Consider the following 20,085-nt stretch of genomic DNA (forward strand, 5'->3'; position numbering starts at 1 on the left):
CTCGGCACTTGAGGGCCCGGCGGCTGAGGACACCGAGCCAATGGCAACAGCGCCGGCCGCCACGCCGGCGGCGGCCCAGGACATGACCGGCACGGTTGCGCCCGCAGATGCTTCGATAGCGGCAGCCACTGCCAAGATCGACATCCCGACCGATGCCGGTCCGGCTGCATTGCGTGACGCGGCGACTGGCGGCGACGCCAAGGCGTTGTTCGAAATCGGCTCGCGCTACGCCGAATCGCGCGGCGCCAAGCAAGACATGGCAGCGGCGGCCAAATGGTACGAGAAGGCCGCAGAGCTCGGCTTCGCACCGGCGGAATACCGCATCGGGAATTTCTATGAGAAGGGCATCGGCGTCGCGCGCGACGTCAAGAAGGCGAAGACCTGGTACCAACTCGCCGCGGAGCAAGGCAACGCCAGCGCCATGCACAATCTCGCCGTGCTCTTTGCCATGGCGGCGGACGGCGTGACCGACAATGAGTCGGCCGCGCACTGGTTCCAGGCTGCCGCCGATCTCGGCGTCAAGGACAGCCAGTTCAATCTCGGCATCCTGGCGGCGAAGGGCGTCGGCATGAAGCAGAATCTCGAGGAATCCTACAAATGGTTCGCGCTCGTCGCCAAGACCGGCGACAAGGATGCGGCGGCAAAGCGCGACGAAATTGCCAAGGCGCTCAGGCCCGAGCAGCTCGAACGCGCACGCGCCGTCACCGAACTGTGGAAGGCGAAACCGCTGGATCCGGCGGCCAATTCGGCCGACATTCCTGAATCGTGGCAGGACGGCACGCCGCAGACGACCGCCAGCGTCGACATGAAGAAGGCCGTTCAGAACATCCAGCGCATTCTCAACAAGAACGGCTATGAAGCCGGCAACCCCGATGGCTTGATGGGCCTGAAGACCAAGAACGCCATCATGGCTTTCCAGACCGACAACGACATGACGGCGACCGGTACGGTCGACGAAAAGCTGGTCAAGGCGCTGCTTGCGCGCAAATAACGGCAGATGCGTCGTTTACACGATGCCTTTGCCACACATTTGCCTGTTAACTGATTGAGTTGTTTTTTGTTTCGGCTGTACAGCGGGGTTTGACTTCGCCGTCCTGCCGGCGCAAGAACAATTTAGCTTTTTGGCGCAAAAATGCCCGCAACGGTTGCATTCGCCGACAGGCAAACTGATCGAGACTGACGGGTGGGCATCTATCTCCCGATCGCGGAAATTTCCGTCAACGTCTTCGTGCTGCTTGCCATGGGCGCGGCGGTAGGCTTCCTATCGGGCATGTTCGGAGTGGGCGGCGGCTTCCTCATCACGCCGCTGCTGATCTTCTACAACATACCGCCGGCGATCGCGGTCGCCACCGGCGCCAACCAGGTCATCGCCTCTTCCTTCTCCGGTGCATTGTCGCATGTGAAGCGCGGCACGCTCGATTTCAAGCTCGGCGGAGTGCTTTTGGCAGGCGGTATCGTCGGCTCAACCGGCGGCATCTTTGTCTTTGGCTTCTTGCGCCGGCTCGGCCAGCTCGACCTGTTCATCTCGCTGCTCTACGTCGTGCTGCTTGGCACCGTCGGCGGGCTGATGCTGGTCGAGAGCGTCAATGCGCTGCGCGCCACCCGCAGTGGTGCCGCGCCGGTGCTGAAGAAATCCGGCCAGCACAACTGGATCCACCGCTTGCCGCTGAAGATGCGATTCAGGGCCTCGAAGCTTTTCGTCAGCGTCATCCCGGTGCTCGGCCTCGGCGCCGGTATCGGCTTCCTGTCGTCGATCATGGGCGTCGGCGGCGGCTTCATCATGGTGCCGGCGCTGATCTATCTCTTGAAAGTGCCGACCAACGTCGTCATCGGCACCTCGCTGTTCCAGATCATCTTCACCTCGGCCTACACCACACTGGTCCATGCCACCACCAACCAGACAGTCGACGTCATGCTCGCCTTCCTGTTGATGGCGGGCGGCGTCGCCGGCGCGCAATATGGCGCCAAGGCTGGCCAAAGGCTGCGTGGCGAGCAGCTCAGGGCGCTGCTGGCACTGCTGGTGCTGGCGGTCGCCATCCGGCTCGCCATCGATCTGTTCGTGACGCCGCCCAACCTCTATTCCCTGTCCGGCGTGGGTCTGACCTGATGGCGGGCTTGAGGGCGTTCTTGGCCGTTGCCTCGCTGTCGCTGTTCGCCGCCGTGTCACCGGGAAAAGCGCAGACCCCGACTACCGAAAACATCCAGATCGGCCTGTCCACCGATCATGTCTCGATCACCGCCGGCTTTTCCGGTGCCGACCTCACCATCTTCGGATCATTGGAAAATGCCGACCCGCTTGTCGCGCGCCAGGGTCGCTACGACATCATCGTCGTGCTGGAAGGTCCGGCCCGGCCGGTCGTCGTGCGCCGCAAGGACCGGGTGCTCGGCATCTGGGTCAATCTGGAGTCCGAGACCTTCGAGAATGTGCCGGTGTCCTATTCGGTGGCGACGACGCGCCCGCTGCAGGACGTCACCGACCCCAACAGCTACAAGCAACTGTCGCTCGGCGCCGCCAACCTCTACATGCAGCCGGCCGACGACGGCGACAGCCCGGCGACGATCGAGGAATTCACCGCGGCGCTGCGCGAGCGCAAAACGGCGACCGGCCTCTACAGCGAGAATGTCGGCGGCGTGCAGTTCCTGTCGCAGAACCTGTTCCGCGCCACCGTGAGACTCGCTCCCAATGTCCCGGTCGGCACCCACAAGGCACGCGCGTTCCTGTTCAAGAGCGGCCTGTTCATCAAGGAAAGCTCCGCCCAGCTCGAAATCCGCAAATCCGGTTTCGAACAGTCGATCTTCCGCGTCGCCCACGATTATTCTTTCCTTTACGGCATCTTCGCCGTGTCGCTGGCCATGCTGACAGGCTGGCTCGGAAGGCTCGTCTTCCGGAAGGATTAGATCCTTTCCAAAAAGGTGGTTCCCCTTTTTGCGTTCGTGGGTTAGACCGCGACCCCCGGCCCGGCCGGACACGAGCTGTCGCTCCCCCAAATCAAAATACAGGACTTTGCGATGCGACCAGCATTCGGCGGTATCGATTTCGGCACGTCAAATTCCACCGTTGGTGTTGTCCGCAACGGGCGGCCGCGCCTTGTGGCGCTGGAGGACGGCCAAGTCACGCTGCCCAGCGCGGTGTTCTTCAACTTCGAAGACAACCGTACCTATTTCGGGCGCAGCGCCATCGGCAATTATACCGACAGCATCGAAGGTCGCCTGATGCGCTCGCTGAAGAGCGTGCTCGGCAGTTCGCTTGTCCATGAAAAGACGCGCATCAAGGCACGGTCGATCGCCTTTACCGAGATCATCGGTCTGTTCGTCGGCCATCTCAGGAAAAGGCTGGAAGAGGACGCCGGCGACCTGGTCGAGAGCGTGGTGCTTGGCCGGCCGGTGCAGTTCGTCGACGATGATGCCGAGGCCGATGCCAAGGCTGAAGGTGAACTCGAAAACGCGGCGCGCGCCCAGGGCTTCAAGCATATAGCCTTTCAGTTCGAGCCGATCGCGGCGGCGCTCGACTACGAGCAGAAGGTCACGCGGGAGGAACTGGCGCTGATCGTCGACATGGGCGGCGGCACATCCGACTTCTCGATCGTGCGGGTCTCGCCGCAGCGCGCCCGCTCTCTCGATCGAAAGGACGACATTCTGGCGAGCCGAGGCATCCACATCGGCGGCACCGACTTCGACCGGCTGCTGAGCATCGCCCATGTGATGCCGCAGCTCGGCTATCTCTCGCCGACCAAGGACGGCAAGCGCAACTTGCCGGCCAGCTATTTCATCGATCTGGCGACATGGCAGCGCATCAATCTGGTCTACACCGCCCGGGCGATGACGCATCTGCGCCAGATACGCTACGAGGCGGAACGCGCCGACCTGGTCGACCGTTTCATCCATATCGTCGAGCATCGTTACGGGCACGCACTGGCCGCTTTGGTTGAAAAAGCCAAGATCGAGCTGACGGAGCAACTTTCCGGCGATGTCGTGGTCGCGTTGCCCGGAGCGAAGTTCGCGGCAGAAATTTCGCGCGCCGGGCTTGAGGCCACGATCGCCAGGGACATCGAGCGGGTTGCCGCGACGGTCGGTGAGACGATCCGTGACGCGCAGGTGAAACCGTCCGACATCACCGCGGTGTTCCTGACCGGCGGATCGACCGCCATCCCGCTGGCAAAGCAACAGATACTAGCCTTGGTGCCGCAGGCGTCCGTCATCGAAGGCGACATGTTCGGCTCGGTCGGGCTTGGGCTGGCGCTCGACGCGCAGCGGAAATTCGGCTGATCCAGCCTACCCCTGGACGGGCTCGCCGGCCTTCGTACCGAGATGCGCTTTGAGCGCCATCTGGGCCAGGCTTGCCTGCCGGTCGCGGTGGGTGATCATGGCGAAATCGCGCTTCGGCAGATCGATCGACACGGACCGCAAGCTGCCTTCGGCGACCGCGCGCGCGACGACGAGCTCCGAAATGATGGTGGCGCCGGCGCCGGCCTCGACCGCTTGGCGGACCGCCTCGTTGCTCGGCAGCACCAGGAATATCCTGAGGTTCGCGAACGAAATCCCCTCGCGGCGGGCAAGATCTTCCAGCACCTCGCGGGTGCCCGACCCGCATTCCCTGATGATCCACCGGAGCTCCCTGATATCGGGATGCCCTTGCGAGACTTCAGCGATCTCGGGATGAGAGTGCGCCACGACCAGCATCAGGCGATCCACATCGACCTTGGCGCGCCGCAAAATGTCTGAATCAGTGCGCCCCTCGACCAGGCCAAAATCCGCCGTGCCGTCCAGGACATTGTTCTCGACCTGTCTGGTGTTGCCGATGGTCACGCTCAGCCTGACGGCGGGATAGGCCTCGTGGAAGGAGGCCAGCCGGCGCGGCAGCCAGTAGCTGGCGATGGTTTGGCTGGCGGCGATCGAAAGACTGCCGGTAATCGTCTGCGATACATGCTCCAGCACATTGTGAGCGGCAGCCGCCCGTTCGAGCACGGCCTTGGCTTCGGGCAGGAACCTGCGCCCGGTCTGCGCAAGCTCGATGTTGCGGCCGACCCGGTTGAACAGCTGGACGCCGTGCTGCTGTTCGAGCGAGCGGATGGCGGCCGACGCCGCCGACTGGGAAATGCCCAGCAGCTCGGCCGCCTTGGTCATATGCCCTCGTTCGGCGACGGCAACGAAGATCCGCAATTGGTCCAGCGTCATAAGGAGATTAAGAAACAAATTCGATTGGAATTACAAGAGCAACTTGTTAGACGGATCGGTCGTTTTGTTCTAAGTTTTTGGGCGAAATTGGAAAAATATCGCGGCTAACCCGCAAAGGGCAGAAAGTGGTCGGGCGATTCAAATCCCTGTTTGCCCATTGGACGCGCGGCCTCCGGCGGCGCCTCACCGGCGACGGCTATCATCCGGAAAAGCATTACATGCGCGGCCCCGGTCCGAAGACGCAAGCCAAATACTCGGACCGCAAAAGTAGATCATGACGAACGGACCGCCGCGCGGCGCCAATTCCGCACCGTCCCAACGGCCGCTTGCCGACACGCGTGCGCCCGACGAAGGCGATGGCGTCGACACTTCGCCTGACGTCTCCGACAGCATCGCCAAGACCACCTGCTATATGTGCGCCTGCCGCTGCGGCATCGACGTCCACATCAAGGACGGCAAGGTCCGCTACATCAACGGCAACAAGGACCATCCGGTTAATCGCGGCGTGCTGTGCGGCAAGGGCAGTGCCGGCATCATGCAGCACTACAGTCCAGCCCGGTTGAAGAAACCATTGCTGCGTACAGGTCCGCGCGGCTCGGGAGAATTCCGCGAAATCGAGTGGGAGGAAGCGTTCTCGATCGCGACGGAACGGCTTTCGAAAATCCGCCGGACCAATCCGAAGAAACTCGCCTTCTTCACCGGGCGGGACCAGTCGCAATCCTTGACCGGCTGGTGGGCGAGCCAGTTCGGTACGCCGAACTTCGCCGCCCATGGCGGCTTCTGCTCGGTCAATATGGCGGCCGGCGGCCTCTACACGATCGGCGGCTCGTTCTGGGAGTTCGGCGAGCCCGATTGGGACAACACCAAATATTTCATGCTGTTCGGCGTTGCCGAAGACCATGATTCCAATCCGATCAAGATCGGCCTCGGCAAGCTCAAGGCGCGCGGCGCCAAGGTGGTCTCGATCAATCCGTGCCGCACCGGCTACAACGCCATTGCCGATGACTGGATCGGCATCCGGCCCGGCACCGACGGCCTGTTCGTGTTTGCCCTCATCCACGAGTTGCTGAAGGCCGGCCGCGTCGATCTGGGTTATTTGCTGCGTTACACCAACGCCCATGTCCTCGTCATCCAGGAGCCGGGCGCGCCGGATGACGGGCTGTTCGCGCGCGACAGTGATGACAATCCGCTGGCCTGGGACAGGGTGGCGAAGATGCCTGTCAACGCCACCGATGCCGATGCAAAACCGGCGCTGACCGGCAATTTCACGATCGATGGTCGCCGCTGCGTGCCGGTCTTCCAGCTCATCGCCGATCGCTATCTGCAGGAGAACTATTCTCCAGATGCGGTTGCCGAACGCTGCGGCGTTTCAGGCGACACGATCCGGCGCATTGCTGCGGAGCTCGCTCATGTCGCTTTCGAGCAAGCGATCGAACTGCCGATAGCGTGGACCGACTGGGCCGGCCGCCGGCACGAGACGATCAAGGGCCGGCCGGTGTCGATGCATGCGATGCGCGGCATCTCGGCCCATTCGAACGGGTTTCACACCTGCCGGGCCATCCACCTGCTCCAGGTGCTTCTCGGCACCGTGGACGTGCCGGGCGGGTTTCGCTTCAAGCCGCCTTATCCCCGTTCGGCGCCGCCGGGGCCGAAGCCGGCGGGCAAGGACGTCAAGCCGATGACGCCGCTTGAAGGCATGCCGCTCGGCTTCGTCTGCGGACCGGACGATCTGCTGGTCGATGACGCCGGCACGCCTGTTCGCATCGACAAGGCCTATTCCTGGGACGCGCCGCTCGCCGCGCACGGCCTCATGCACACGGTCATCCGCAACGCCTGGGCCGGCGATCCCTACAAGATCGACACGCTGATGATGTACATGTCCAACATGGCCTGGAACTCGTCGATGAACACCGTCGAGACGATGGCGATGCTGACCGACAGCGACGAGGCCGGAAACTACAAGATCCCCTTCATCATTTATTCCGATGCCTATTATTCCGAGACCGTGCCGTTCGCCGATCTCGTGCTTCCCGACACCACCTATCTCGAAAGGCATGACTGCATCAGCCTGCTCGACCGGCCGATCAGCCATGCCGACGGCCCGGGCGATGCCATCCGCCATCCCGTCGTTGAGCCGGATCGTGATGTCAGGCCATTCCAGACGGTGCTGATCGAGCTCGGCGCGCGGCTCGGCCTACCCGGTTTCGTCGACGATGACGGATCGGCCAAATACCGCGACTATGCCGATTATATCGTCAACCATGAGCGCACGCCCGGAATCGGCCCGCTCGCCGGCTGGCGCGGCAAGGACGGAACCTTGACCGGCAAGGGCGAGGCCAATCCCGACCAGCTGCAGCGTTACATCGACAATGGCGGCTTCTGGCACCACGATTTTGCGGACGACCAGCGCTACTACAAGATGGCCAACCGCTCCTATCTCGACTTCGCCGAGAACATGGGCTTCATCCCGAAAGCCGAGCCGATCGTCTTCCAGCTCTATTCGGAACCGATTCAGCGGTTTCGCCTCGCCGCGCGCGGCCATGGGCGGATGCTGCCGCCGGAGGCGGAGCGCAGCCGCATCGAGACCTATATGGACCCGCTGCCGTTCTGGTATGCACCCTTCGAGGAAGCGGCTGTCGACACGCAGATCTATCCGCTGCATGCGCTGACGCAGCGGCCGATGCACATGTATCATTCCTGGGGCTCGCAGAACGCCTGGCTCAGGCAGATTACTAGCCAGAATCGGCTGTTCGTGCACAACCGGACCGCCGCCAGCCTCGGCCTTGTCGATGACGACTGGGTTTGGATCGAGAGCATCAACGGCAAGGTCAAGGGACAGATCAAGCTGGTCGACGGCGTCAACGCGGATACGGTGTGGACCTGGAACGCCATTGGCAAGCGGCGCGGCAGCTGGGGGCTGAAGGACGACGCCGCCGAGAGCAACCGCGGCTTCCTGCTCAATCATATCATCGGTGACCAGACCGGCAAGCGCTATTCGAACTCCGACCCGGTCACCGGTCAGGCGGCATGGTTCGACCTGCGCGTCCGCATCGTCAAATGCGCGGCTGAGGAAGCCGGCTTCACCGAGCCGCAGTTCGAGCGGTTCCGGCAACCGCCGCATTTCGAACCCCCGCCCGACAAGCTCACTTTCGGCGCCGAGTTCCGCCGGCAAAGAGAAGCCGCCAGACCATGACCTGTCTCCCCGCCCATACCGACAAGAAGCTCGGCCTGGTCATCGATCTCGACACCTGTGTCGGCTGTCAGGCTTGCGTCACCGCCTGCAAGGAATGGAACACCGGCGGCCACATGGCGCCGCTGACCGACATCGATCCTTATGGCGGCGACGCCGACGGGGTCTGGTTCAACCGCGTGCACAGCTACGAGCACATAACCGAGATGGGTGGGCGCACGGTCAATTTCCCACGCTCCTGCCTGCATTGCGACACACCGGCCTGCGTCACCGTCTGCCCGACCGGCGCCTCCTACAAACGAGCCTCGGACGGCATCGTGCTGGTCGACGAGGACAAATGCATCGGCTGCAAATTGTGCAGCTGGGCCTGCCCCTATGGCGCGCGCGAATTCGACACCGATGTCGGCGTGATGAAGAAATGCACGCTGTGCGTCGACCGCATCTATAACGACAATCTGGCTGAAGAAGACCGAGTGCCGGCCTGCGTAGCCGCCTGCCCAACCAGCGCGCGGCATTTCGGCGATCTCGGCGACCCGGCGTCGGCGGTCTCGCAACTGGTGGCCGAGCGCGGCGGCGTCGACCTAATGCCCGAACTCGGCTATCATCCGACCAACAAATATTTGCCGCCGCGCGCCCATACCACACGCGCCGCATCGGTGCCGGCGCCGGCGCTCGAACCGGTGCGGGCCGAAGGCGGTTTCCTTGGCTGGGTCGACCGCATGCTTTCGCACTGACCAGCAACCAGCCTCATGCATCCAGCCTTCTCCGTCGTCTTTTTCACCACCGCCACGGGCGCCGGTTACGGCCTGCTTGCGCTGCTTGGCGTGTTGGCGGGGCAAGGATTTGTCCCGCCTGACTTCTGGCTCGGCCTTGTCGGCATGGGGCTGGCGCTCGGCCTGATCTCGGCCGGCCTGCTGTCGTCGGCCGGCCATCTCGGCCGGCCCGAACGCGCCTGGCGCGCGTTTTCGCAGTGGCGCAGCTCATGGCTGTCGCGCGAAGGCGTCGCGTCGGTCGCGACCTTCGTGCCGGCGGGGCTGTTCGCCATCGGCTGGGTGGTCCTCGGCCGCACAAACGGCTGGGTGGCCGTCGCTGGGCTGCTGGCTGCCGTCGGCGCGTTCGTCACCGTCTGCACCACCGGCATGATCTATGCGTCGCTGAAGCCTATCGCCCAATGGCACAGCCGCTTCACCCTGCCCGGCTATCTCATCTTTTCGGCGATGAGCGGCAGCGTGCTGCTCAACGCGCTGCTGCAGGGTTTCGCCATCGGCTCGACCATCGCGCTGGCAGGTTGCGTGCTGCTGACCGTGCTCGGCTGGGGCTGGAAGCTGGCAACCTGGCGATACAATGACGGGCTGGAAATCCCGACCAATGCCAACACCGCGACCGGACTTGCCGGCGGCACGGTGCGGTCGCTGGAATGGCCGCATACCGAGGAGAATTACCTGCTCAAGGAGATGGGCTTTCGCATCGCGCGCAAGCACAAGGCGCGGCTGCGCCGGATCGCACAAGCACTGGCCTTCGTTTTTCCCGCCTTGCTGCTGCTTGCTGCGTTCGCCTTGCCGTGGCCCTATGCGGCGGTGCTGTCGGCGCTTGCCGCAATCGTCCAATTCGTCGGCATGCTGGTCGAGCGCTGGCTGTTCTTCGCCGAGGCGAAGCACACCGTCACCTTGTACTACGGCCGGTAGAGCCTATCCGGTCCCAACATAGCATCTTTTGTTAAGTGGCTGGACGGCAACGAATCCCAGTATTATCGTGATTCCTGACTCGAAGAATTATTGCAGTTTCGTAGTTTTCAGACCAAAGATTAGTGGATCAAATTATGAGCCCCACTACCTATCCCAATGCATTAACGCTTCTCGCACGGGGGGTTTGCGTTGCGTGGATTTTGGTTTTTGCCTCCCACAATTCCTTAGCAGGCGCAGCCGAAGCCGACGTCGCCTTTGAAGCGAAGAATTATGTGGAAGCATACAAGGAATGGGACGCGCTCGCCAAAAAGGGAGACGCTGCCGCGCAATTAAATCTTGGCTTTCTGTATTCTAGGGGATTTGGTGTGCCTCTGGATTATTCCAAAGCGGCCGAGTGGTGGGGCAAGGCGACAGCTCAACACATGGTAGAGGCTGAGTTGAACCTCGGTCTTTTGTATTCTTGGGGCAAGGGCGTCCGGCAAGACGATGCTAAAGCGGTGGAACTTTGGCGTAGCGCCGCTGTCAAAGGTTTGCCTGAGGCTCAGCAATATCTTGGATACATGTATTTCCTTGGCAAGGGAGTACCTCAAAGCGGTGCCGATGCCGTTTTTTGGTCAACCAAAGCAGCGGTACAAGGTGACATTGACGCGCAAGTTAACTTGGCTACTGCCTACCTAAACGGCGAGGCCGTCAACAAAAACTACAGGCTGGCTTTTTATTGGTATGAAAAGGCGGCGCAAAAAAATGATGGCAAAGCGCAGTTCAACCTGGGCGTGATGTACCTAAAAGGCGTTGGCGTTGAGGAGAATACCGAGCTTGCTATCCAGTGGCTAAAACGCTCCGCAGCGCAGGGATATGATGGTGCGGAAGAAGCTCTCAACCGCATACAGGCTGCATTTAAGAAAACTTGAATTCCACTAAGACTAAGCAATGACCTCAGCCCGGCCTCAACATCGCATGGGAAATGGCAAAGATGCGCTCGGCGCCGAGCATATAGGCCATCAGCGTTTCACGGCGGAACAGCCCGGCATAGGCGCGGTCGAGCACATTGAGCGAGCCGGTATAGGCGCCGAAGGCCGGCATGATCATGCGGTCGCCGTCGCCGGCAAAGCAGCGCCGCCGCACCGAGCGGCCTTGCTGCACGATGCGGGCGCAAGGATGCAGATGGCCGGCGACCTCGCCTTCCACTCTCACTGCCGAAGGTTCATGCCGGAACAGAAGAGAGCCTATGGCCAGCTCGCGCACTGTCTCGCCGGGCAAGTCGGCCGGCGCGTCCGGGTCGTGATTGCCGGCGACCCAGAACCAGTCGCGGCCGACCATCAGCCCTTCCAGCCGTTCACGGAAGCTTGAGTGCATGCGCGCCGCGCCGCCGCCATCATGAAAGCTGTCGCCCAGGCTGATGACGATCGCAGGCTGGTAATCGGCAATCACCGCCTGCAGCCGCAGCAGCGTTGCACCGGTATCATAAGGCGGGATCAACGTACCGCGCCGTGCCAGCGATGAACCCTTTTCCAGATGCAGGTCGGACACGGCCAAAAGCCGAAGCTCGGGGAAGTAGAGCACGCCGCGCCGATCGCAGATCGCGCGCTCGCCGGCGATGCCGATAAAATCGGCACCCGCCGGGGGTACAGGCATAGCCAGCGCGCGCGTCATTTCGTCCCCATGGCCTCCTCAACCAGCGTTGCCGCATCCATCAGCAGCGTATCATCGGCCTCGCCATGCACCGGCATCTTGCCAATCTCGAGCATGATCGGCACGGCGAGCGGCGAGATTTGTTCGAGGTTCTTATGTACGATTCGCCCCTGGATGCGCGAGAGCATCTCGGCAAGTCTGCTGACATCCAGCAGACCGGTGGCCGCATCGGCACGCGTCGCCTGCAACAGGATATGGTCGGGCTCATGGCTGCGCAGAACGTCGTAAATGAGATCGGTCGACACAGTGACCTGACGGCCGCTCTTCTCCTGGCCGGGGTGACGTTTTTCGATCAGCCCCGAGATCAGCGCGCAATTGCGGAAGGTGCGCTTCAACAGCCAGCTGCCGGCCAGCCAGGCTTCGAGGTCGTCGCCCAGCATGTCCTGGTCGAAAAGTTCGCTGAGCGAAGGTTTCTTCGCCCTGAACATCCTGCCCATATCGGCCAGCGACCATATGGCAAGTGCATAGTCGGTGGCGACGAAGCCGAGCGGCCTGGCTCCCGTCCTGTCGAGACGCCGGGTGAGCAGCATGCCGAGCGTCTGGTGCGCCAGCCTGCCCTCGAACGGATAGGCCACCAGATAGTGGCGGTTGCCGCGCGGAAAGGTCTCGATCAGCAGGTCGTCGCGTTTCGGCAGCACCGATTTGTCGGCCTGGAAGCGTAGCCAATCTGCGACCTGCTCCGGCAGCTTCTTCCATCGCAGCGGGTCGTCCAGCATGATGCGGACCTGTTCGGCGAGGTATGTCGAGAGCGGGAATTTGCCGCCGCCATAATAAGGCACCTTGGCGTCGATGCCGAGCGCATTGGAGACGAAGCACTCATTCTCGCGGATGCCTTCGAAGCGCAACACCTTGCCGGCAAACATGAAGGTATCGCCATGCGTCAGCGTTTCGAGGAAAGCCTCCTCGATCTTGCCGAGAACGCGGCCGCCGCGCGACGCGGATCCCTTGCTGCCGGCCTTGATATAACGGACGTTGAGCGCCGGCACCTCGATGATGGTGCCGACATTCAGCCGGTATTGCTGGGCAATACGAGGGTTGGACACGCGCCACAGCCCGTCCTTGGTCAGGCGGATGCGGGCGTAGCGCTCATAGTTCTTCAGCGCATAGCCGCCGGTGGCGACGAAATCGACGACACGGTCGAATGTCGGCCGATCGAGGCTGGCATAAGGTGCAGCTGTTCGTACCTCCTCGAACAGCGTATCGGCAAGGAACGGCGCGCCGCAGGCGCAACCCAGCACATGCTGCGCCAGCACGTCGAGCCCGCCATTGACCAGCGGCGGCGTGTCCTGGGCGCCGAGATAATTGGCGTCGAGCGCCGCCCGGCATTCCAGCACCTCGAAGCGGTTGGCGGGGATCAGGATCGCCTTCGACGGCTCATCCATGCGGTGATTGGCGCGACCGATACGCTGCGCCAGCCGGCTCGCACCCTTCGGCGCGCCGACATGCACAACCAGGTCGACATCGCCCCAGTCGATGCCGAGGTCGAGCGTTGAGGTGGCGACGATGGCACGCAAGGCATTCTCGCCCATGGCTTTCTCGACGCGCCGGCGCTGGGCGACATCGAGCGAGCCGTGATGCAGCGCGATCGGTAACGTGTCTTCGTTGACCCGCCACAACTCCTGGAACAGCAGCTCGGCCTGACTGCGTGTGTTGACGAACAGCAGGGTCGTCTTGTGTCGCTTGATCTCGCTATAAATCTCCGGCGTCGCGTAGCGGGCCGAATGTCCGGCCCAAGGAACACGCTCTTCCGAGTCAAGAATGGAGATCTCGGGCTTGGCGCCGCCGGTGACGACGATCAATTCGGCCATGCCGCCCGGTGGATTCTGACTGACCAGCCAGCGGCGCAATTCGTCGGGCTCGGCGACCGTTGCCGACAGGCCGATCGTCTGCAAGCCGGGAACAAAGGAGCGCAGCCGGGCCAGCCCGAGCGACAGGAGATGCCCGCGCTTCGACGTCACCAGCGAATGCAATTCGTCGAGCACGACGTAGTGCAGGTCCTCGAAGAAGCGCCTGGCGTCGGGTGCGGCAATCAGCAGCGCCAGTTGCTCGGGCGTGGTCAGGAGAATGTCGGGCGGCGCCAGCTTCTGACGCTGGCGCTTATGTGCGGGCGTGTCGCCGGTGCGCGTCTCGATGGTGACAGGCAGCCCGATCTCTTCGACCGGCTTGCCGAGATTGCGCTCGATGTCGACGGCCAGCGCCTTCAGTGGCGAGATGTAGAGCGTGTGGATGCCGCGACGCGCCTGCCCCGGCTTCTTTCTTGGCCGACCTGCCAGCTCGGTCAACGACGGCAGGAATCCGGCCAGCGTCTTGCCGGCGCCGGTCGGCGCGATCAGCAGCACCGACTGTCCGGCTTGGGCAGTCGCCAGCAATTCGATCTGATGGGCGCGCGGCGACCATCCTTTTTCCGCGAACCATCTGAGGAATGGCTCGGGCAAGTGCACGGCGGCATTCTGTTTGGCGAGACGCGGCTGCTCTGTCACGCGCCAGAGGTAGCGCGGCGGCGGGCAATCGCCAAGAAGAATCGGAACAAAAGGTGATCGAGCGTCTTCCTTCTCGCTTGAGAAGGGCCGCTCTCGCCCTAAGGCCGCCGGAATCCTGTCGGCCCGCCATAGAGGTAGCCGATGCGGGCGACGGCTTCTCTGAACTCTTCACGTGAGACCAGCATGGTGTGGCCGTTGGCGTGGACCATGGTCTCTGGGTCGGTCATAACAGCGACGTGGCCTTTCCAAAATACCAGGTCGCCGCGCCGCAACCCGGCAAAATCCGGGCCCGGGTCGAGCGGCTCACCGATGGTCGCCGCCTGCATGTCGGTGTCGCGCAGCACTCGCCTGCCGGCCATGTGCATTGCCAGTTGCACGAGACCGGAACAATCGATGCCGAAGCCGGAGGCGCCGCCCCACAGATAAGGCGTGCCGAGAAACGCCTCGGCAACCGCGACGTAGTCGGGGGCAGCCTCGGCAACGGGCCTGAGATGGCCAGATATGACCGCCTCGCCGGATGGCAGCAGCGCATAATGCGTGCCGCGTGTTTCAGCCGCGCCTGTCACTGTTACCGCCGATCCCATTGAGATCTGTCCGCTGACCGGGAACCGCAAATCCGGTCCCGGATAGAGGAAAGTGCGCGGCACCGAGACAACATGGGTAGGCGCATGGTCCCGACCGCCCAACACAGTGTCGGCGACATAGCCGACATAGCCGTCACGCTCGGCCTGGATCCAGGCCCAGCCCTCAACGTCCTCGAAGACGTGGACGTCGTCGCCGAACAGAAGCTGGGTATCGACGCCGGCATCCGGGCGCGGAGCCTTGCGGACATCGGCCACGGAGGCTGATATGCGCGCCGGCCGCCCGGCGACGAACCGATCGGCGGCGACCTCGCCTTTCAGCCTGGCATCGGCGAGATCGGAACGGAAGGCGTGAAGGCGGGCATCCCTGGCGGTCAAATCGGCAACTCGTTCAGAAGGGCGTTTCGGTCAGATGGGCAATTCCTGGGCTCTGGCGATGATAACATCGCCGAAGCGCTCGACAAAGAGAGCACCTTCTACAGTTCGCTTGACCAGCACGTTGCGCTTGTCGAGTTCGTCGCGATGGCGCGATACCAGCTTCAGCGCTCCCATCGTGTCGAGCGCACGGGTGATCACCGGCTTGGTGACATTGAGCCGGACGGCGAGTCCGCGCACCGTATGCGGCGGCGGATCGAGATAGATGGTGAACAGGATTGCCGTCTGCCGCATGGTAAGGTCGGGCGTGTCGTCGCGCACCTGCGACAGCATCACCTGCTGCCACAGTCGCAAGGCTTGGCTCGGGCGCATGGAAATCGACATTCGGCCAGAATGACGGCAAATTGTTTCGGTTCCGTTTCAGTCTCGAGAATTTCCCATCGCACCCTCAGGCGTAGCGTTTCGAGATGACCCTTTCCAGCGCGCGGATGCCTTGCGCCTCGCCGCCGGCTAGACCGTATGGTCGATCGGATGGACTCCAGGCGAAGATGTCGAAATGCGCCCAGCCGGCTGTCTTCTCGACGAAGCGCTTCAGGAACAGCGCTGCGGTGATCGAGCCGGCGAACCCGTCTGACGTGACGTTGTTGATGTCGGCGATCTTGGACGACAGCTTTGCCTCATAGGGCCGCCACAGCGGCATGCGCCATAGCGGATCCTCGACAGCGACGGAGGCCGCAGCAAGATCGGACGCCAGCGCTTCATCGCCGGTGTAGAAAGGCGGCAGGTCGGGGCCGAGCGCGACGCGAGCAGCCCCCGTTAAGGTCGCCATGTCGATCAGCAGCTGCGGCTCGTCGTCGTCGGCCAACGCCAAGGCATCCGCCAGCACCAGCCGTCCCTCGGCGTCGGTGTTGCCGATTTCCACGGTGATGCCTCTGCGGCTCACCAGCACGTCGCCGGGCCGGAAGGCGTTGCCGGCGATCGAATTCTCGACCGCCGGGATCAGCACACGCAGCCGGATTTTCAGGCCAGCGGCCATGATCATGGAGGCAAGGCCCAATACGTTGGCGGCGCCACCCATGTCCTTCTTCATCAAGAGCATGCCCGAGGACGGCTTGATATCGAGACCGCCCGTGTCGAAGCAGACGCCCTTGCCGACCAGCGTCACCTTGGGGGCGTTCTTCGGCCCCCAGTTCATGTCGATCAGGCGCGGCGCGCCGACCGATGCGCGGCCGACCGCATGGATCATCGGGAAATTCTTCTTGAGCAGATCGTCGCCCTTGGTCACCGACACTTCGGCCTTGTGCTTTTTGGCCAAGGTCCGAACAGCCGCCTCCAAATCGTCCGGCCCCATATCGCTGGTCGGCGTATTGACCAGATCGCGCGTCAGGAAAACGCCATCGGCGATACGACGAACATAAGCCGCTTCAGCGCCGGACGGCAGCGAAAAACGCAGCGCCTTGCCAGGCTTCTTGCCGTAGCGGGTGAAGACATAACCACTGAGAGCCAGCGCAATTGCCGCAAGTTCGGGCTCAGCCAGTGTGGAGGCGAAATGCCAGTCGCCCTCCGGCAAAGCTCGCGCTAGCGCGCCGAGGGCAAGCGCGCTTTCACCATCGCCGAGGCCGAACAAGGCTCCGGCCAGCACGCCGTTTTCGCCGGGCACGACCAGTGTCCTGCCCGCCTCACCGGCAAAGCCGTTGGCCCTGGCCCAGGCGAGCGTGGACGACGCAAGGCCAGCCGCATCCAGTCTATCCTTCGCCACCAGATGGACCGGCAGCGCGGCTTTCAGTTTTCTCTCGACGAGTTCGACTGGCATTCGATGGTCTCCGGCTTCCGAGTCGCATCTTAACTGTCCGTTAGGGTTAACAGAATATTTCTGCGGGAGGGAAGATGGCCACGTAATGGCCACGTCTATGAATGGAGGCCTGGTGCAGATGCCGACCAACCGTATGATGAACGCCACGGGAAAGCGGCTGATCACCACGGCGTTGATGATGGCGCTTGCGGCCAGCGTCGCCGGCTGCGGAACCAGCAAGTTGACGACCGGTTCCATCTCGCGCTCCAGCGGCAAACCGCTGGAAACCATGTCGGCCAGCGAGTTGCACAATGCGACAGCAGCGCTCGGTCAGTCCTACGCCAAAAACCCCAACGACAAGCGGATCGCGACGAATTACGCGGCGGCGCTGCAAATGGATGGCGACGCCGACCAGTCGCTCGCCGTAATGCGCAAGCTGGCGATCGCCCTGCCGAAGGACCGCGACGTGCTCGCCGCCTATGGCAAGGCGCTCGCCGCCAACGGCCAGTTCGAGCCGGCGCTCGATGCCGTGCGCCGCGCGCAGACGCCGGAATATCCGGACTGGAAGCTGGTGTCGGCGGAAGCCGCGATTCTCGACCAGCTTGGCCAGAGAGACGAGGCGCGCCAGGATTATCGCAAGGCGCTGGACCTCAAGCCGAACGAACCTTCGATCCTTTCAAATCTCGGCATGTCCTACGTGCTGGAAGGTGATCTGCGCACGGCCGAAACCTATATGCGTTCGGCCGCACAGCAGCCGAACGCCGACAGCCGCGTCCGCCAGAACCTGGCGTTGGTCGTCGGCCTGCAGGGCCGCTTCGACGAGGCCGAGAAGATCGCGTCCCAGGAACTCTCGGCCGAACAGGCGCAAGCGAACGTGGCCTACCTTCGCCAGATGCTCGCTCAGCAGAATGCCTGGAGCCAGCTCAAGGACCAGGACAAGGCCAAGCCTGCCACCAACTGACCGCGCCGGCTTTGCCGGCCAGTCCCTCAACTCATCGACATGCCGGAAATTCCAAAGCCGCGTTGCATCAGCACCGCGGCTTTGCGTGCATTGTCGCCTTGGCGAGGCTATTGGCTGCTGGATGTCGACGGCCCGCCGAAGATGCCGCGCTGGCTCACCTGGATGCCTGCAGGACCCAGAATGATGGCGAACAGCACCGGAAGGAAGAACAGGATCATCGGCACGGTGAGCTTCGGCGGCAAGGCCGCGGCCTTCTTCTCGGCGGCGTTCATGCGCATGTCGCGGCTTTCGCTGGCAAGCACGCGCAGCGCATGCGCCACCGGCGTGCCGTAGCGCTCAGCCTGGACCAGCGCCTGCGACACCGACTTGACCGATTCCAGGCCGGTGCGACTTGCAAGGTTCTCGTAAGCCTGCTTGCGTTCCTGCAAGTAGGAAAGTTCGGCATTGGTCAGGATGAACTCTTCGGCAAGCGCCACCGATTGCGCGCCGATCTCATCCGCGACCTTGCGAAACGCTGCCTCTACCGACATGCCTGATTCGACGCAAATCAGCATCAGATCGAGCGCGTCCGGCCACGCCATCTGGATCGACTGCTTGCGCTTGGTGGCGCGGTTGTTGACATAGAGCACCGGCGCGTAAAAACCCGCATAGGCGACGACGACGCAGACAAACAGTTTGATGAGAGGCGGCTGCTCCGGCAATCCTCCGAGCACGAACAGATACATCGCGGCCAGCGCAAAGCCGATAAAGGGCAGGACCAGACGGAAGAAAAGGAAACGCGTCAGCGGATTCTGTCCGCGAAAGCCAGCAACCTTGAGTTTCTGCAACGTGCCTTCATCGGCAAGGGCGCGCCTCAGGTCCATCCGGTCGACAATATTTCGCATGCCGATCGACTGTTGCTCGCGCAGGCCCTTGCGGCGGCGATCGGCCTCGACGGCAAGCCGCGCACGCTGCTTGGCGCGCAATTCGTCGCGCTCCAGCGCTACGGATTTCATGCGCGCCTTGAGCTGGTTTCCACCAAAGGCAGGCAGTAGCGTGAAGACGGTCGCAAACACCGCGATGCCGACCAGCAAGGCAATCAGGAATGTTGGGTCGGTAAGGGTTTTGACGACATTTTCGGTCATGCGCTCGAAATCCTAAACTTCGAAGTTCATCATCTTGCGCATCACCAGGATGCCTATCGACATCCAGACCGCCGAGCAACCTAGGATCAGATTGCCGGCGCTGGTGGTAAACAGAGGCATGATATAGTTCGGGCTTGTCAGGTAGACGAGAAAGGCGACGACGAAAGGCAACGCACCGATGATCACGGCGGACGCCTTCGCTTCCATGGACAGCGCCTGGACCTTGGCTTTCATTTTCTTGCGGTCGCGAAGCACGCGCGAAAGGTTGCCCAGCGCCTCGGAAAGATTGCCGCCGGCCTGGGACTGGATCTGGATGACGATACCGAAGAAGCTCGCCTCGGTGCACGGCATTGTCTCGGCCATGCGCAAGCTGGCGTCGGGGATCGACAGGCCCATTTGCTGCGAATCGACGATGCGGCGGAACTCGGTCTTGACCGGTTCGGGAGATTCGTTGGCGATCAGGCGGATGGCGTCGTTCAGCGGCAGGCCGGATTTGACCGCACGCACGATGATGTCGAGCGCGTTCGGAAATTCGTTGAGGAACGCCTTGACCCGGCGAGCGCGGCAAAACGAGACGAACCAGCGTGGCAGTCCGAGAGCGCCGACCAGCAGCGCACCTGGCAAGACAAGCAGCGGCGCGCCGATGAAATACGCAAGAAACGTAAGGACGGCGCCGCAAACGGCTGAGTAGAGATAGAAGCGCTCGAGCGAGACCTTCATGCCCGCCTGACGGATCTGGGCCTTCAGTGGCGGCTTCTTGACGATGCTCTGGTTGGTTTTCTGCTTCTGCTCGAGATCCTTCAGCGAATCCTGGACCGATTTGCGGCGCTTGGCCGCTTCCGCCACGCGATCGCGCGAGGCCTTGACCACGTCACGATCCGTCTCGGCGGTCTTGATCGTTTCAAGCCGCCTGCCGACTTGCTTCTCGGTGCTGATCCGGTTGAACAGAAAAGCATAGGCGACCGCGCCGGCGCTGAAGCCGGCGAGCACGATGAATGCCAATACGGTGCCGTCAATTCCGAACATCGAT

17 protein-coding genes are annotated in these 20,085 nt (G+C 62.7%); 9 read left to right on the forward strand and 8 right to left on the reverse strand.

Features of this window, described 5'->3' with window-relative positions:
• The 4 genes from E5W87_RS09475 to E5W87_RS09490 all read left to right on the forward strand — a co-directional run.
• Nucleotides 1–991: SEL1-like repeat protein (locus E5W87_RS09475; RefSeq protein ID WP_292396363.1), on the forward strand; the 991-nt coding region annotated here is incomplete at its 5' end.
• Nucleotides 992–1,183: 192 nt separating this feature from the next.
• Nucleotides 1,184–2,107: a sulfite exporter TauE/SafE family protein gene (locus tag E5W87_RS09480; protein ID WP_095487959.1), complete on the forward strand. Its 924-nt coding sequence runs from the start codon at nucleotides 1,184–1,186 to the stop codon at nucleotides 2,105–2,107.
• Nucleotides 2,107–2,898, forward strand: a complete 792-nt coding sequence (locus E5W87_RS09485) for a TIGR02186 family protein (RefSeq protein ID WP_292396365.1) — start codon at nucleotides 2,107–2,109, stop codon at nucleotides 2,896–2,898. The genes E5W87_RS09480 and E5W87_RS09485 overlap by 1 nt, the downstream gene beginning before the upstream one ends.
• Nucleotides 2,899–3,009: 111 nt before the next feature.
• Entirely contained in the window at nucleotides 3,010–4,266 is a 1,257-nt protein-coding gene (locus tag E5W87_RS09490) for an Hsp70 family protein (protein WP_292396367.1), read from the forward strand.
• A 6-nt stretch (nucleotides 4,267–4,272) separates the two neighbouring features.
• Here the strand turns inward: E5W87_RS09490 and E5W87_RS09495 are convergent, their stop codons facing one another.
• Entirely contained in the window at nucleotides 4,273–5,175 is a 903-nt protein-coding gene (locus tag E5W87_RS09495; RefSeq protein ID WP_292396369.1) for a LysR substrate-binding domain-containing protein, read from the reverse strand.
• Between the two features lie 274 nt (nucleotides 5,176–5,449).
• On the opposite strand from E5W87_RS09495, the gene E5W87_RS09500 reads away from it, so the two are divergent.
• The 4 genes from E5W87_RS09500 to E5W87_RS09515 all read left to right on the forward strand — a co-directional run bounded on the left by E5W87_RS09500 (nucleotide 5,450) and on the right by E5W87_RS09515 (nucleotide 10,961).
• Nucleotides 5,450–8,368: a molybdopterin oxidoreductase family protein gene (locus E5W87_RS09500; protein WP_292396371.1), complete on the forward strand. Its 2,919-nt coding sequence runs from the start codon at nucleotides 5,450–5,452 to the stop codon at nucleotides 8,366–8,368.
• Nucleotides 8,365–9,099: a 4Fe-4S dicluster domain-containing protein gene (locus tag E5W87_RS09505; protein WP_292396373.1), complete on the forward strand. Its 735-nt coding sequence runs from the start codon at nucleotides 8,365–8,367 to the stop codon at nucleotides 9,097–9,099. Before E5W87_RS09500 ends, E5W87_RS09505 begins: the two co-directional genes overlap by 4 nt.
• Before the next feature lie 15 nt (nucleotides 9,100–9,114).
• Entirely contained in the window at nucleotides 9,115–10,050 is a 936-nt protein-coding gene (locus E5W87_RS09510) for a DmsC/YnfH family molybdoenzyme membrane anchor subunit (RefSeq protein ID WP_292396375.1), read from the forward strand.
• A gap of 134 nt (nucleotides 10,051–10,184) precedes the next feature.
• Nucleotides 10,185–10,961, forward strand: coding sequence for a tetratricopeptide repeat protein (locus tag E5W87_RS09515; RefSeq protein ID WP_292396377.1), 777 nt, complete (start codon nucleotides 10,185–10,187; stop codon nucleotides 10,959–10,961).
• 25 nt (nucleotides 10,962–10,986) lie between these two features.
• On the opposite strand, the gene pdeM is transcribed toward E5W87_RS09515, so the two are convergent.
• From pdeM to E5W87_RS09540, 5 genes are all read right to left on the reverse strand, one after another.
• Nucleotides 10,987–11,703, reverse strand: a complete 717-nt coding sequence (gene pdeM, locus E5W87_RS09520; RefSeq protein ID WP_292396378.1) for a ligase-associated DNA damage response endonuclease PdeM — start codon at nucleotides 11,701–11,703, stop codon at nucleotides 10,987–10,989.
• The gene (locus tag E5W87_RS09525) at nucleotides 11,700–14,222 is read right to left on the reverse strand and encodes a ligase-associated DNA damage response DEXH box helicase (RefSeq protein WP_292396379.1); all 2,523 of its coding nucleotides are present in this window, start codon (nucleotides 14,220–14,222) and stop codon (nucleotides 11,700–11,702) included. Before E5W87_RS09525 ends, pdeM begins: the two co-directional genes overlap by 4 nt.
• A 98-nt stretch (nucleotides 14,223–14,320) precedes the next feature.
• On the reverse strand, nucleotides 14,321–15,181 hold the full coding sequence (locus tag E5W87_RS09530) for an NlpC/P60 family protein (RefSeq protein WP_292396380.1): 861 nt from the start codon (nucleotides 15,179–15,181) through the stop codon (nucleotides 14,321–14,323).
• A gap of 30 nt (nucleotides 15,182–15,211) precedes the next feature.
• The gene (locus tag E5W87_RS09535; RefSeq protein ID WP_292396381.1) at nucleotides 15,212–15,562 is read right to left on the reverse strand and encodes a MarR family transcriptional regulator; all 351 of its coding nucleotides are present in this window, start codon (nucleotides 15,560–15,562) and stop codon (nucleotides 15,212–15,214) included.
• A gap of 64 nt (nucleotides 15,563–15,626) precedes the next feature.
• On the reverse strand, nucleotides 15,627–16,991 hold the full coding sequence (locus tag E5W87_RS09540) for a M17 family metallopeptidase (RefSeq protein WP_292396382.1): 1,365 nt from the start codon (nucleotides 16,989–16,991) through the stop codon (nucleotides 15,627–15,629).
• A 118-nt stretch (nucleotides 16,992–17,109) separates the two neighbouring features.
• On the opposite strand from E5W87_RS09540, the gene E5W87_RS09545 reads away from it, so the two are divergent.
• Nucleotides 17,110–17,931, forward strand: a complete 822-nt coding sequence (locus E5W87_RS09545) for a tetratricopeptide repeat protein (RefSeq protein ID WP_292396383.1) — start codon at nucleotides 17,110–17,112, stop codon at nucleotides 17,929–17,931.
• Nucleotides 17,932–18,038: 107 nt separating this feature from the next.
• On the opposite strand, the gene E5W87_RS09550 is transcribed toward E5W87_RS09545, so the two are convergent.
• Nucleotides 18,039–19,055, reverse strand: a complete 1,017-nt coding sequence (locus E5W87_RS09550) for a type II secretion system F family protein (protein WP_292396384.1) — start codon at nucleotides 19,053–19,055, stop codon at nucleotides 18,039–18,041.
• Nucleotides 19,056–19,067: 12 nt separating this feature from the next.
• Nucleotides 19,068–20,081, reverse strand: coding sequence for a type II secretion system F family protein (locus E5W87_RS09555; RefSeq protein WP_292396386.1), 1,014 nt, complete (start codon nucleotides 20,079–20,081; stop codon nucleotides 19,068–19,070).
• Nucleotides 20,082–20,085: the final 4 nt, after the last annotated feature.

Source organism: Mesorhizobium sp., from assembly GCF_004962925.1.
Lineage (GTDB): Bacteria > Pseudomonadota > Alphaproteobacteria > Rhizobiales > Rhizobiaceae > Mesorhizobium.